Raw genomic sequence first — 12,662 nt, 5'->3', positions numbered from 1 at the left:
TATTGTTACGTCGATAAACGCCAGGCCACATTTTACCCGGCCAAGCGATTAGAATTCTACCAATTCCGTACAAACACCCGATCACCTATCCAATAGAGGAAACAATGAAATCGACCATGTTAAGCGGCAAAACGGCTCTCGTCACCGGTTCGACCTCCGGCATCGGCCTCGGCATTGCCCGTGCGCTGGCCGAACAGGGCGCCAATCTGGTCTTCAACGGCTTCGGCGACGCCCAGCAGATCGAGAAGCTCCATACCGACATCGGTTCCGAATTCGGCGTGCGGACCGCCTACCACAACGCAGACATGTCCAAGCCCGAGCAGATCGAGGCGATGATGGCCTTCGCGCAGGAGAAATTCGGCGGCGTCGACATCCTGGTCAACAACGCCGGCATCCAGCACGTGGCCAGCGTCGAGGATTTCCCGGTCGAGAAATGGGATGCGATCATCGCGATCAACCTGACCTCGGCCTTCCACACGGCGCGCCTGGCCCTGCCCGGCATGAAGCAGAAAAACTGGGGCCGCATCATCAACCTGGCCTCGGTCCACGGCCTGGTGGGCTCGGCCCAGAAGTCGGCCTATGTCGCGGCCAAGCACGGCCTGGTCGGCTTCACCAAGGTCACCGCGCTGGAGACGGCGCAGACGGGCGTGACCTGCAACGCGATCTGCCCGGGCTGGGTCCTGACCCCGCTGGTGCAAAAGCAGGTCGATGACCGCGCCGCCCGCGAGAACCTGTCGAACGACGAAGCACGCCGCGCCCTGCTGGCCGAGAAGCAGCCATCGGGCGAATTCGTGACCCCGGAGGAACTGGGCGCGCTGGCCGTGTTCTTCTGCAGCCCGGCCGGCAACCAGGTGCGCGGCGTGGCCTGGAACATGGACGGCGGCTGGGCCGCGCAGTAATCACCTCCCACCTTCCGTGTCCCGGCTGAGCGGGACACGCCACATCGGCGCGGCACCGGCAATCCCGGTGCCGCGCCCGTTACGCCATCGACTTCGCATGCACAATTTCGACAAGCGGCGCGACCGCTTCGACCTCTTCGACCGCATGGACAGCCCTGCGGTCAACCTCTGCTTCCCGCTCGAGCTGCCCGACTACCGCCCCTGGTGCAAGGCGCAGGGCCTGCCGCCCTTCCACGTGCTGCTGTGCGCCGTGCTGCGCTCGATCCTGAAGATCGAGAACTTCCGCTACCGCGTTTTCGAGGGTGAAGTGATTCAGATCGAGCGCCTGATGCCCTCGTTCACGGTCGTGAACCACAACGACGACCTCAATTTCGCCCTCTTCGACTGGTCCGACGACCTGCGCGAATTCGTCCGGCGCGGCGTGGCGGCGCGCGAACAGGCCTGCGCGATGACCGGCTTGAACAACGCCTACGCAGACCTTTCGCCGCGCCAGTGCAAGGACCAGGTTTTCATTACCTGCATCCCCTGGCTCGACTTCACGTCCATTCAACACCCGACGGCCAGCCTCGGCGCTCCCGACATTCCCTCGCTGGCCTGGGGCAGGTTCAGGGATGCGCCGAATGGCCGCCTGCTGCTGCCGTTCTCGGTGCAGGCGCATCATGGGTTTGTGGACGGCTTCCATATACACAAGCTGGCGCAGCAGATTGCAGCCGAACTGGCGGACATCATGGCCCGGCAAGCGTAAAGCCGCTTCGGCCAGGAAGCCGCGCCGAGAGCGTGGTCAGTACCAGTACGAGCGGCCTTACTTCAATACTTGGCCGACGTCGACGATGTCCACTCCCTGCAGCTGCCCCAGCCAGCTGTCGAACCACGGCTTGTGCGTGGCGCCGACGACGGCAAGCACGCGCGCGCCCGGCTTTTCGCGGAAGGTCTCGCGCACGTTGGCGACCATGCGCAGGTTGCGGATTTCCCATCCCGCGACCCAGATCTGCGGATAGCCTTCCTTCGACACCGCCTGCATCGACGGCGTGACATTGCCCACCGCCCGTGCGCGCAGGCGATCTGGCTGGTTGATCGTGCGGTACAGCGGCAGCAGGTCGGGCGCGCGCGCCATGACATCGTCCTGTTTCTCGTGCGCGCGCATTTCGCTCCCGCCCGAGGCCCAGGCCGCCTCGATCGAACGCACGAAGGCCTTGATGTCGGGGACGTCGATGCGGTCGCCGGTATGGTTGTCGACCGCGTGCACGCGCGCCAGGCCCAGGCGCGCAGCCAGGCGCGCGGCGATCTGGTAGCTCTCGTCCTTGCGCTGCCCGAGCTTGACGAGCTGCGCGACCAGCGCGGCATCGAGGCCATCCCCGGCACGACGCTCGCTTGGGGGCAGCTGCAGCCATTGCACATAGGCCGAGGCGCGGTCATACGAGGCCATGAACAAGGCGGCCAGGCGGCGCCGCTGGCCGGGCGTCGGCTGCGCCGGCCAGGTCTTGAGTAGCTTGTCCACTTCCATGATCGCGGACGGCGCGTCCAGCCCGGTCGCCGCCTGGGCTGCGCTCGTGGAGGGGCAATAGTCTGCCCCGTACCGGGTCGGCAGGCGCGCGGCCAGATCGCACTCTTCACCGTTCTCGTCCTCGATCGTGACGATCTCCGGCTTGAAGGCGGCCAGCCGGTCGAGCAGGGTGTCGAGCGAGGCCGGATTGAAGCTGTCCGGCAGCGTGCTCAGGTGAATCGTGCCCAGTACCAGCACCTGCGCACGCGGCCCGGCCATGTCGCGGTCGAGCGCCGTCAGGTCAATTTGGGCCTGGGCGGCATGTGGAAGTGCAAGCGCCAGCAAAGGCAGCAGGCGGGCGACGGCGCGCAGTGGTTTCATCCCGGTATTTCCCTCGAAGTTTTGTTGACTGGACAATGTAGGAAAAACAAGAAAGCGCGACAACCGGCAAACCGACAGGACGCGGTTTCGGCGGCCCAGAACGTCTAAAAACCCTGGCAAGCGCCTTAATCCGCAATAGAAAAAGCGCTTGACTACCAAATATGATGGTCATAATATGAAAGCCATCATATTTGTGAGCCGCACCATGAACACAGAAAACAAGCCCTCCCGTCGCGAGCAATCGCACCAGCGCATCCTCGACGCCGCCGCGCGCGCCCTGCGGCGCCAGGGCTATGCCGGCGTCGGCGTGGCCGAGGTGATGAAGGAAGCGGGCCTGACCCATGGCGGCTTCTACGCCCACTTCCCTTCGCGCGACGCCCTGCTCGAAGCGGCGGTCGAACATGCGGCGCGCGACAGCGTGAAGATCCTGTCGCGCCGGATCAAGGCCCTGGAAGAAGCCGGCGCCAGCCCCGTGCGCGCGCTGGTGGAGGCCTATCTCGGCGACGAGCACGTGGCCAGTTGCGAGCGCGGCTGCCCGGTCGCCGCGCTCGGCTCGGAAATGGCGCGCCAAAGCGACGCGCTGCTGCTGGTCTCGCGCAAGCGGGTCAGCGGCCTGGTCGAGCGGGTGCGCGCGAGCTTGCCGCCGAGCGCAGCGCCCGAACACGCTTTTCTGCTGGCCGCCAGCCTGGTCGGCGCCCTGCAACTGGCGCGCGCCCTCGGCGACGCGGCAGGCGCGCTGCTGCCGGCCACCCGCGCCGCGCTGATCGCCCAGTACGACAAGCCGGCCTGACTCCCTGCTGCGCTCGCCCCGCAGCTTTTTTTACTGACGAATATGACGAACATCATATTCTTGAATTCCAGCTCAACCTGAAAGGAACGGCCATGAAACTCCAGGACGCCACCGTCTTCATCACCGGCGCCAACCGCGGCCTCGGCCTCGCTTTTGCGCGCCACGCACTCGAACACGGTGCGCGCAAGGTCTACGGCGCCGCGCGCGATGCCTCCTCCATTCGCTTGCCTGGCGTGGTGCCGGTGGCGCTCGATGTGACGGATCCCGCGCAGGTCGCGGCGGCCGCGCGCGATTGCGGCGACGTCACCCTGGTCGTCAACAATGCCGGCATCGCCAGCTTCGGCAACCTCCTTGGCGCAGATAGCATCGCCGCCACCCAACGCATGATGGAGACGAATGTCTACGGCCTGCTGCGCGTAAGCCAGGCCTTCGCGCCGGTGCTGGCGGCCAATGGCGGCGGCGCCCTGCTCAACGTGCTATCGATCGCGAGCTGGCTCAGTGGCCCGATGCTGGCCGCGTATGCGGTTTCGAAAGCGGCCGCCTGGAGCGCCACCAACGGTCTGCGCAACGACTTGCGCGCGCAAGGCACCCAGGTGCTCGGCATGCACGTCGGCTTCATCGACACCGACCTCACGCGCGGCATGGACGTACCCAAGCTGGCACCCGAAGTCGTGGTTGCGCGCGCTTTCGCGGCCCTTGATAACGGCGACAGCGAAGTGGCGATCGACGACCTGACCCAGCAAATCAAGCGCGGCCTGTCGAACGAGCCCGGCATCTACATCGATTTCGCACGCTGATCGGACCCCATCATGACCACGCCCGCCACCATCGCCGCCCCTGCCGTTCCGCAGGCGGCAAGCTCGCCCTGGCCGACCTTCTGGATCGCCTGCATCGCCGTCTTCCTGGTGTCGATCGACAGCACGGTGCTGTTCGCCGCCTTCGGCGCCCTGCAGGCAGCCTTCCCCGCCGCCACGCCGGCCGACCTGTCCTGGGTGCTCAACGCCTACACCGTCGTCTACGCGACCATGCTCATTCCCGCCGGCGGCCTGGCCGACGCCCATGGCAGAAAGCGCGTCTTCCTGTTCGGGGTCGCGCTGTTCCTGGCGGCGTCGGCGGCCTGCGGCATGGCCGACAGCGTGGCCTGGCTGATCGCCGCGCGCGTGCTGCAGGCCCTCGGCGCCGCGCTGCTCACCCCCGCCTCGCTGTCGATCATCCTCGACGCCTTCCCGAAAGAAAAGCGCGCGGTGGCAGTGAGCCTGTGGGGCGCGGTCGGCGGGCTGGCCGCGGCCATCGGGCCGAGCCTGGGCACGGCCATCGTCGAGCACCTGGGCTGGCCCTGGGCCTTCTACATCAACCTGCCGCTGGGCGCGATCTCGCTCTGGTTCGGCGCGGCGCGCCTGCGCGAAGCGATCGTGCCGGGCAAGCGGGCGCGCATCGACCTGGTCGGCATGCTGCTCCTGATAGTTGCGGTCGGCGCGGTCGCGATGGCGATCACCCAGCTCGACTCACCCCACTGGAGCCGGCTCGAACTGGGCGCCCTGGCGGCAACGAGCGTGCTGGCCTTCGGCGCCTTCATCGCCTGGGCCCGCAACAGCGACGCGCCCCTGGTCGACCTGGCACTGTTCGCCAACCGCAGCTACAGCGCGGTCAACCTGGCCACGCTCGCTTTCGGCACGGCGTTTGCGATGATGTTTTTCGCCTTCTTCGCCTACATGACGCGCATCTGGCATTTCAGCCTGCCGCTGGCGGGTCTCGCGGTCACACCCGGTCCCCTGATGGTGGTGCCCACTGCGATCATCGCCGGGCGCATCGCCGCGCGCAGCGGGCACCGGCCGGTGCTCGTCATCGGTTCGCTCGTGTATGCGGCCAGCGGCCTGTGGCTGCTGCTGGTGCCGGGCACGGAACCTGCCTACCTGACCCAGTGGCTGCCGGGCCTGTTCCTGTCCGGGATCGGCGTAGGCATGGTGCTGCCGTCCCTGTCCGGCGCGGCGGTGGCGGGGCTGCCGCCGGCCCAGTATGCGGTCGGCAGCGCGGTCAACCAGGCCACGCGCCAGCTCGGCGCGGTGCTGGGGGTGGCGATCACGGTGCTGCTGGTCGGGCATGCCAGCCTGACGCGCGCCGACTTCATGCCGCTGTACGGCATGCATGTGGCGCTGGCCCTGATCACCGGGGCGCTGTGCCTGGCCGTCAAGACGCGGCCGGCGCCACGCCCGGCCTGATCGGACAAAAAAGTCCGGGGTACGCGCCTGCGCCCCGGACCGATTCCCGCGTTATTGCGCGCTTGCAGGCGCGGTCGCGCGGCTGATGCGGTAGACGATCCCGTCGGACAGCGACACCACATACAGGTTGCCGTCCGGTCCCTGTTCGATGGCAGGCGTGATGCCGAAGCCGCGGCCGATGAGCAGGCTCTCGCTTTCGGTCGCGCCGAACTTTTCCAGGTTGTCGGCTACCTTGTCGGCCAGGCGCGCATCGGCGCTGAGGTCGACCGCAAGCCGGTCGGGCGCCAGGCGCAGCCGGTACAGGCTGCCGCCGGTCCCGCCCACCTGCGCGAAGGCACGGGACGAACCGATCCACAAGCTGCCGAGGTAGTCCGCGCCGAGCGCGTCGCCGCGCACGAAGGCTGCGCCCGCAGGCCCGGACTCGTAGCGCCAGCTGAACTGCGGATCGACATACTCGGCACCGGGCAGCATGACCATCCGTTCGCGAGCCGCGCCGGCCGTGTCCGCGATGCGCGTGGGCGGATAGCGCACTTGTTGCAGGTTAGCGCCGAACATCGTGGTTTCGATCTGCTTGAACTCGGCGATGCGGCTCAGTGGTCCCATGTTCTGGATCCAGCCGCCATTCATGCCGCGCACCACGCGGTTCAATTCGCTGAAGGCGTCGTCCGAGTTCTCGGTCAGCCACAGGTAGCGGCTGTAGGGGTCGAAGGCCATGCCGAAACCATTGCGGTGGCCGTACGAATAGACGGTGCGCCACGCCCTGCCGGTCTCCCCGCCGATGATGCTGCCGATGGCATAAAAGGGGTTGTCGCGCGGCGTGCTGCCGTCGTCGTTCAAGCGCTGGACCACGCCGGACAGGTGCGCGCTGTCGGGTGCCGGCCCGCCGTAGATGTCGTCGCGGAAGGATGGCGATTCGAAGGGGCCGATGACCAGGTTCTGCGTGTGTCCGCGGCGGCCAAGGTCGCCCGTGAAGACATACAGCTTGCCATCGGGGCCGAAGCGGATCGGCCCGCCGTTGTGGTTGCCCCGTTCGGCCGGGTTGACCAGGTCTTCGTGGTTGCGAACGGCAAGGTTGTCGGTCTGCCGGGCGCGCAGGCGCACTGTATTGAAGTTGGGGTCGAGGCGCAGGACAGCGCCGTCCCAGATGAAGCGGTCGACGCGGTTGCCCAGCAGCGGCACCTCGCTCAGGACCTCGCTGTCGGCCCCGGTCGAGCTTTCGGTCCAGCGAATGTACACGAAAGGCACGGCCGGAAAGTTCGGATGCAGCGCAATGCCGAGCAGGCCGCGCTCTGAAGCGGAATTGACGGCGAGGTCGAGCACCGGCGCCGGTTGGAGAACGCCGCCGGTCGCCCGTTTCACCAGGCCCGTCGCTTTTTCCAGGATCAGGGCGTCGTCCGTGCCGATGAAGGCGATCCCGATCGGCTGGACCAGCCCGGCGCCGATATAGGTGGTCACCTGCAAATTCGGGTCCAGGATTTCGACCGGAATCGTATCGGCGGCGGCAAAGGGTGTGGCCAGTCCCAGCAAGACGGAAAACGCCAGGGCCGAGCGCGGCTTGACTGCGAGTTTTTCAGCGCATGTTTTGGACATGATGATCCTCCCATTTCTGCAGGCGCATCAAGAACCAGCCGGGCTTCGTGGAAGCTCGCCTGGCGGTCAGGATTGGACCGCAAAGCGTTTCGAGGGTTCGCAGGCGTGGCAGGTCGAATCAGGCCGCGCGCAGCAGTAGCAGGTAGCCTTTGACGTCGACACCGTTCTCGCTGCGCACCACCACCGATTCGGCCTCGACCAGTTCAAAACCATGTGCGCGCGCCAGGCCGTGCAGATAGGCCGAGGCGTGTGCATACCGGTTCGAAGGCAGCAGCGTATAGCCTGGCTGCGCGCTCGCTTCGGTCGAAAAACAGAACCAGCCGCAAGGACGCAGCGCGGCCCGCACGCGGGCAAACAGAGGGTCGAGGTCGCCGAAGTAGACCAGCACGTCGGCGGCCACGGCCAGGTCGAAGGCGGCCTTGTGTCCCTCCAGCCAGCTGCCGATGTCGGCGCAGGCGAGCAGGTCGTACCGGCCGGCCGCCAGCGCCAGCATCTTTTCCGACAGGTCGACGCCAACCAGGCTGCGCGAGCGCGGCCGCAGGAAGGGCGCGCACAGCCCAGTGCCGCAGCCCAGGTCCACCGTCGCCAGGTCGGTGCGCATGACGTGGCGCTCGATGGCGGCTTTGACCAGCGCCGGCGTGCGGTAGCCCAGCACGTTTGTGAGATGCTGGTCGAAGTGGCCGGCGTACTGGTCGAACAAGGCCTTCACGTAAGCGCCCGGCGCCTGTTCGGGCGCCTTGCCCACGCCCAGCGCGGCCAGCACGAAGGCAATCTGGCTGGTATCGGCGCCGGCGTCCTGCGCCAGGTCGCGTGCGCGTTCATAGGCGGCGATGGCCTCCTCGCGCCGGCCGAGGGCCAGCAGCGCGTCGCCACGCTGCTGGTGGCTGTGCGGATGGCGTGGGCGCAGTGCCAGCGCGGCATCGAAACTGGCCAGCGCTTCCCGCGGCCGTGCGAGCTTGAGCAGGGTCAGGCCACGGCCGGCCTGTGCTTCCGGCGTTGCGGCGCCGGCCAGCGCTTCGTCGTAGCCGCGCAAGGCTTGCTCGAATGCGCGCAGCTGGAACAAGGCGTTCGCGCGCACGCAGGACGCCTCTGGATACGGGCGCTTGTGCGCCAGCGCCTGCTCGCAGCTCTCAAACGCCTCCTGCGCCTGGCCCAGGTCGAGCAGCGCGATGGCGCGGTTGCACCAGGCTTCAGGATAGTTCGGGCGCAGCGCCAGCGCGCGTTCGTAGCTGTCCACCGCTTCAGGCAGGCGGCCCAGCTTGCGCAGGGCGTTGCCGCGGTTGCTCCAGGCAAGCGGGTAGCCGGGATTGCGCTGCAGCGCCGCCTCGAAACTGGCCAGCGCATCCCTGCTCCGCCCCAGGTCCTGCAGCGCAGCGCCGAGGTTGCAGTGCGCCGTCGCCTGACCCGGATCGATGGCGATCGCCTGTCCGATCAAGGCCACCGCGCCTTGCGCATCGCCCTGCTGGCGCAGCACCACGCCGAGCAGGTGCAGCGCGTCGAAGCGGCGCGGCGCGAGCGCCAGCACCTGGCGATAGCGTGCCTGCGCCTCACCGAGCTTGCCCGCCTGGTGCAGCGCCACCGCCTCCTTCAACAGTGCCGCAATCGACTCCTCTGCCTGCCCCATGGTGACCCCGTTCGATAAGATGGCCGCCAGCATACCGCAGGCCCGCCAGGCTCCGCTATGATGGCAGCTTCACAACCCATCGGAACACGCCATGCGGAACTGGACCGGCACACTCGCGCTCACCCTCTTGACCCTGGCCGCAAGCGCCTGCGCGCAGGCCGCCGATCCGCGAAGCCTGCTCTTGAGCGCCGACCGCGTCTGGACCGGCGAAGGCAAGCCGCACGCCGGCTGGGCGGTGCTGGTGGCCGACGGGCGCGTCAAGGCGGTCGGGCCGGCGCAGTCGATCGAGGCGCCGCACGACGCCGAGCGCATCGACCTGCCCGGTAAAACCCTGATCCCCGGCCTGATCGACCTGCACTCGCACGTGCTGCTCCATCCCTACAACGAGACCAGCTGGGACGACCAGGTGATCAAGGAGCAAGTCGAATACCGCACCCTCCTGGCCGGCAAGCATGCGGCCGATACGCTGCAGGCAGGCTTCACCACCCTGCGCGACCTCGGCACCGAAGGCGCCAACTATGCCGACGCCGGCATCAAGCGCGCCATCGAACAGGGCGTGGTCGCCGGCCCGCGCCTGCTGATTGCAACCCGTGCGATCGTCGCCTCCTTCAGCTACGGCCCGGCCGAGCGCAGCTACCGGCCCGACATGGAAATTCCCTACGGCGCGCAAGCGGCATCCGGCATCGACGAAGTGACGAAGGCGGTGCGCGAACAGAGCGCGCGCGGCGCCGACTGGATCAAGATCTACGCCGACTACCGGACCGGCGTCGACGGTACCAGCCGCCCCACCTTCACCTTGGAGGAAATGAAGGCGATGGTCGCGGCCACGCACCTCACCGGGCGCAAGGTCGCGGTGCACGCGAGCACCGACGCCGCGATCCGCATCGCCGTGCTGGCCGGCGCCGACACGATCGAGCATGGCTATGGCGCGTCGGAATCGACGCTGCGCCTGATGAAGGAGCGCGGCACCGCCTACGTGCCGACCTTGACGGCGCCCGAAGCGATCGGCGAATACTTCCTGAAGCACGTGCGCGGCGGCGCCCCGACGCCGGCCATGCAGGACGCGGCGCGCGCCTTCCAGCTCGCGCGCAAGGTGGGCGTCGTGATCGGCAACGGCAGCGACGTCGGCGTCTTCACGCACGGGACGAATGCGCGCGAGCTGGAATGGATGGTGAAGCTCGGGATGACCCCCACCGAAGCACTGCGCGCGGCGACCGTGGTGGCGGCCGATATCCTCGGCAAGGGCAAGGAGCTCGGGCAGCTGGCGCCGGGCGCGCTGGCCGACGTGGTGGCGGTGGAAGGCGATCCGACGGCGGACATTGCGGCATTGCGCAAGGTGGTTTTCGTGATGAAGGGCGGGAAGATATATCGCCGGCAGTAATCTTCCGCCGCTTCGATACCGTTGATCAGGGGCGTAGGGTGGGCGGCTCCACCCGGACGTGCGCATTGATGCGGCTTTCAATGCCGCCCACGCGTTTAACGATCACATGATCTGCCGCGACGGATCAACCGTGCGTTGAACGCGTGGGCGGCGTCAACAGCCGCGTGGTCGTACACGTTAGGGTGGAGCCGCCCACCCTACGCCCTGTTCAACGGTCTTGACTCAATAGGCCCACGGCCTGCTCATCAGCAACGGGAATGATGGTCATTCACCGCGACGAAATCTCACATCAAGCACCGTAATGACGGACATTCACCACCTTGGGGATATCCACAATAGCGGCTGATGTGAGAATTAGTGATCATGGCGACACCATCAACCTCTCGTGAAGAGTTGCCATGAAAAAGCCTTTCTACAAAATCCTGTACGTCCAGGTGCTGTTCGCCATCGTGCTGGGCGTGCTGCTCGGTGTGTTGTATCCCGAGCTGGGCACCAAGATGAAACCCCTGGGCGACGGCTTCATCAAGCTGATCAAGATGATCATCGCGCCCGTCATCTTCTGCACCGTGGTCGCCGGTATCGCAGGCATGCAGGACATGAAGAAAGTCGGCCGCGTCGGCGGCAAGGCACTGCTCTACTTCGAAGTCGTGTCGACCTTCGCCCTCGTCATCGGCCTGGTCGTGGCCAACGTCGCGAAACCGGGCGCGGGCTTTAACGTCGACGTCGCCCACCTCGACTCGAGCGCCATCGCCCAGTACACCGACAAGGCGAAGTCGCAGTCGACCGTCGACTTCCTGATGAACATCATCCCGAACACCTTCATCGATGCCTTCGCCAAGGGCGACATCCTGCAGGTGCTCCTGATCGCGATCCTGTTCGGCGTGGCGCTGTCGATGCTGGGCGAACGTGGCCGCGCAACGACGCGCATCATCGAAGACTTCTCGCACGTGATCTTCGGCGTCGTGAACATCGTCATGAAGCTCGCCCCGATCGGCGCCTTCGGTGCAATGGCCTTCACGATCGGCAAATACGGCCTGGCCTCGCTGGTCCCGCTGGCAAAGCTGATGGGTTCCTTCTACCTGACCTGCGCCCTGTTCGTCTTCGTCGTCCTCGGCACGATCGCCAAGATGACCGGTTTCTCGATCTTCAAGTTCATCGGCTATATCAAGGAAGAACTGCTGATCGTGCTCGGCACCAGCTCCTCGGAAAGCGCGCTGCCGGCCCTGATGCGCAAGTTGGAGAAGCTCGGCTGCTCGAAGTCCGTCGTCGGCCTCGTGGTCCCGACCGGCTACTCGTTCAACCTGGACGGCACCAACATCTACATGACGATGGCCGCCCTGTTCGTGGCCCAGGCAACGAACACCGAACTGACCCTGATGCAGGAACTGACCATCCTGGCCGTGGCCATGCTGACGTCAAAAGGCGCTTCCGGCATCACCGGCGCCGGCTTCATCACCCTGGCCGCCACCCTGGCCGTGGTGCCGACGATTCCGGTGGCAGGCATGGCCCTGATCCTGGGCATCGACCGCTTCATGAGCGAATGCCGCGCGCTGACCAACTTCATCGGCAACGGTGTGGCGACGGTGGTGGTGTCGAAGTGGGAAAAGGAACTGGACAAGGACCGCATGGATGCGGTGCTGGCCGGCACCCACGTCGACGTCGATCCGAAGGCGCTGCAGCCGGTGCGCGACGCCGCCTGATTGGGTAAGGCTTCATCATGAAAGACCGCGCTTCGGCGCGGTTTTTTTATGCGCGGACGTCCAGGCTTATCCATTGCCGCCTGAATAAGCCCGTGCTACGCTGCCGCCACGATCACACCGGAGACCCACGATGCGCCTGCCCGCCCTTGCCCTCGCCACCCTGCTGGCCCTGCCCTTCGGCGCCACCGCGGCCGAACCCGCCGCAAGCCCGGTCTACGACGCCGAACTGGCCAAATCCCTCGGCGCCGACGAGCGCGGCATGCGTGCCTACGTGCTGGTGATCCTGAAGACCGGCCCGAAGAAGATGGCCGCTGGCGAAGAGCGCAACGCCATGTTCAAGGGCCACTTCGCGAACATGGGCAAACTCGCCGGCGAGAAGAAGCTGGTCCTGGCCGGCCCGCTCGACGGCAAGGAAGGCCGGCGCGGCATCTTCGTCTTCAATACGCCCGACATCGACACCGCCAAAACCTGGGTCGCGACTGACCCGGTCATCATCAACGGCGAGATGGAAGCGGAGTACCACAAGTTCTACGGCTCGGCGGCGCTGATGATGGTCAATGAGGTGCACGGCAAGATCGAGAAGAAGTAAGGCCTG

Annotated in this window: 11 protein-coding genes; 8 read left to right on the top strand and 3 right to left on the bottom strand. The window is 66.6% G+C overall.

The window, feature by feature from the left end; translation table 11 throughout:
• The first annotated feature begins 104 nt into the window (after positions 1-104).
• A complete protein-coding gene (locus tag NMB41_RS10340; RefSeq protein WP_494382364.1) occupies positions 105-899 on the top strand; it encodes a 3-hydroxybutyrate dehydrogenase in 795 nt (264 codons plus the stop codon).
• A 97-nt stretch (positions 900-996) separates the two neighbouring features.
• Positions 997-1,644 (top strand): CatA-like O-acetyltransferase, encoded by a 648-nt coding sequence (locus NMB41_RS10335; protein WP_494382363.1) that lies wholly within the window; start codon positions 997-999, stop codon positions 1,642-1,644.
• 57 nt (positions 1,645-1,701) lie between these two features.
• On the opposite strand, the gene NMB41_RS10330 is transcribed toward NMB41_RS10335, so the two are convergent.
• Entirely contained in the window at positions 1,702-2,763 is a 1,062-nt protein-coding gene (locus NMB41_RS10330) for a DUF5694 domain-containing protein (protein ID WP_494382362.1), read from the bottom strand.
• 205 nt (positions 2,764-2,968) lie between these two features.
• Here NMB41_RS10330 and NMB41_RS10325 point away from each other — a divergent pair, with 205 nt between their 5' ends.
• The 3 genes from NMB41_RS10325 to NMB41_RS10315 all read left to right on the top strand — a co-directional run bounded on the left by NMB41_RS10325 (position 2,969) and on the right by NMB41_RS10315 (position 5,772).
• The gene (locus NMB41_RS10325; protein WP_494382361.1) at positions 2,969-3,553 is read left to right on the top strand and encodes a TetR/AcrR family transcriptional regulator; all 585 of its coding nucleotides are present in this window, start codon (positions 2,969-2,971) and stop codon (positions 3,551-3,553) included.
• 92 nt (positions 3,554-3,645) lie between these two features.
• A complete protein-coding gene (locus NMB41_RS10320) occupies positions 3,646-4,350 on the top strand; it encodes an SDR family oxidoreductase (RefSeq protein WP_494382360.1) in 705 nt (234 codons plus the stop codon).
• Between the two features lie 12 nt (positions 4,351-4,362).
• Positions 4,363-5,772, top strand: a complete 1,410-nt coding sequence (locus NMB41_RS10315; RefSeq protein ID WP_494382359.1) for an MFS transporter — start codon at positions 4,363-4,365, stop codon at positions 5,770-5,772.
• A gap of 51 nt (positions 5,773-5,823) precedes the next feature.
• On the opposite strand, the gene NMB41_RS10310 is transcribed toward NMB41_RS10315, so the two are convergent.
• Together NMB41_RS10310 and NMB41_RS10305 are read right to left on the bottom strand one after the other, a co-directional pair.
• Positions 5,824-7,362: a PQQ-dependent sugar dehydrogenase gene (locus NMB41_RS10310; protein ID WP_494382358.1), complete on the bottom strand. Its 1,539-nt coding sequence runs from the start codon at positions 7,360-7,362 to the stop codon at positions 5,824-5,826.
• A gap of 118 nt (positions 7,363-7,480) precedes the next feature.
• On the bottom strand, positions 7,481-9,019 hold the full coding sequence (locus NMB41_RS10305; RefSeq protein ID WP_494382357.1) for a tetratricopeptide repeat protein: 1,539 nt from the start codon (positions 9,017-9,019) through the stop codon (positions 7,481-7,483).
• Positions 9,020-9,077: 58 nt separating this feature from the next.
• Here NMB41_RS10305 and NMB41_RS10300 point away from each other — a divergent pair, with 58 nt between their 5' ends.
• From NMB41_RS10300 to NMB41_RS10290, 3 genes are all read left to right on the top strand, one after another.
• Complete coding sequence (locus tag NMB41_RS10300) at positions 9,078-10,367, top strand: metal-dependent hydrolase family protein (RefSeq protein ID WP_494382356.1); 1,290 nt, start codon at positions 9,078-9,080, stop codon at positions 10,365-10,367.
• Between the two features lie 398 nt (positions 10,368-10,765).
• Positions 10,766-12,067 carry a dicarboxylate/amino acid:cation symporter gene (locus NMB41_RS10295; protein WP_494382355.1) on the top strand — a complete coding sequence of 434 codons (1,302 nt, stop codon included), beginning with the start codon at positions 10,766-10,768 and terminating at the stop codon, positions 12,065-12,067.
• A gap of 130 nt (positions 12,068-12,197) precedes the next feature.
• The gene (locus NMB41_RS10290) at positions 12,198-12,656 is read left to right on the top strand and encodes a YciI family protein (RefSeq protein WP_494382354.1); all 459 of its coding nucleotides are present in this window, start codon (positions 12,198-12,200) and stop codon (positions 12,654-12,656) included.
• Positions 12,657-12,662: the final 6 nt, after the last annotated feature.

Source organism: Massilia sp. FBCC-B171 (genome assembly GCF_059134155.1).
The sequence above is the reverse complement of the archived record's forward strand: the minus strand, read 5'-3'. Positions and strand labels throughout refer to the sequence as shown.

Bases quoted from the DNA above. Each gene is read 5' to 3' on its own strand.
- NMB41_RS10315 (WP_494382359.1), top strand. From the start codon at position 4,363: ATGACCACGCCCGCCACCATCGCCGCCCCTGCCGTTCCGCAGGCGGCA.
- NMB41_RS10295 (WP_494382355.1), top strand. From the start codon at position 10,766: ATGAAAAAGCCTTTCTACAAAATCCTGTACGTCCAGGTGCTGTTCGCC.
- NMB41_RS10335 (WP_494382363.1), top strand. From the start codon at position 997: ATGCACAATTTCGACAAGCGGCGCGACCGCTTCGACCTCTTCGACCGC.
- NMB41_RS10305 (WP_494382357.1), bottom strand. From the start codon at position 9,019: ATGCTGGCGGCCATCTTATCGAACGGGGTCACCATGGGGCAGGCAGAG.
- NMB41_RS10310 (WP_494382358.1), bottom strand. From the start codon at position 7,362: ATGTCCAAAACATGCGCTGAAAAACTCGCAGTCAAGCCGCGCTCGGCC.
- NMB41_RS10300 (WP_494382356.1), top strand. From the start codon at position 9,078: ATGCGGAACTGGACCGGCACACTCGCGCTCACCCTCTTGACCCTGGCC.
- NMB41_RS10290 (WP_494382354.1), top strand. From the start codon at position 12,198: ATGCGCCTGCCCGCCCTTGCCCTCGCCACCCTGCTGGCCCTGCCCTTC.
- NMB41_RS10320 (WP_494382360.1), top strand. From the start codon at position 3,646: ATGAAACTCCAGGACGCCACCGTCTTCATCACCGGCGCCAACCGCGGC.
- NMB41_RS10325 (WP_494382361.1), top strand. From the start codon at position 2,969: ATGAACACAGAAAACAAGCCCTCCCGTCGCGAGCAATCGCACCAGCGC.
- NMB41_RS10330 (WP_494382362.1), bottom strand. From the start codon at position 2,763: ATGAAACCACTGCGCGCCGTCGCCCGCCTGCTGCCTTTGCTGGCGCTT.
- NMB41_RS10340 (WP_494382364.1), top strand. From the start codon at position 105: ATGAAATCGACCATGTTAAGCGGCAAAACGGCTCTCGTCACCGGTTCG.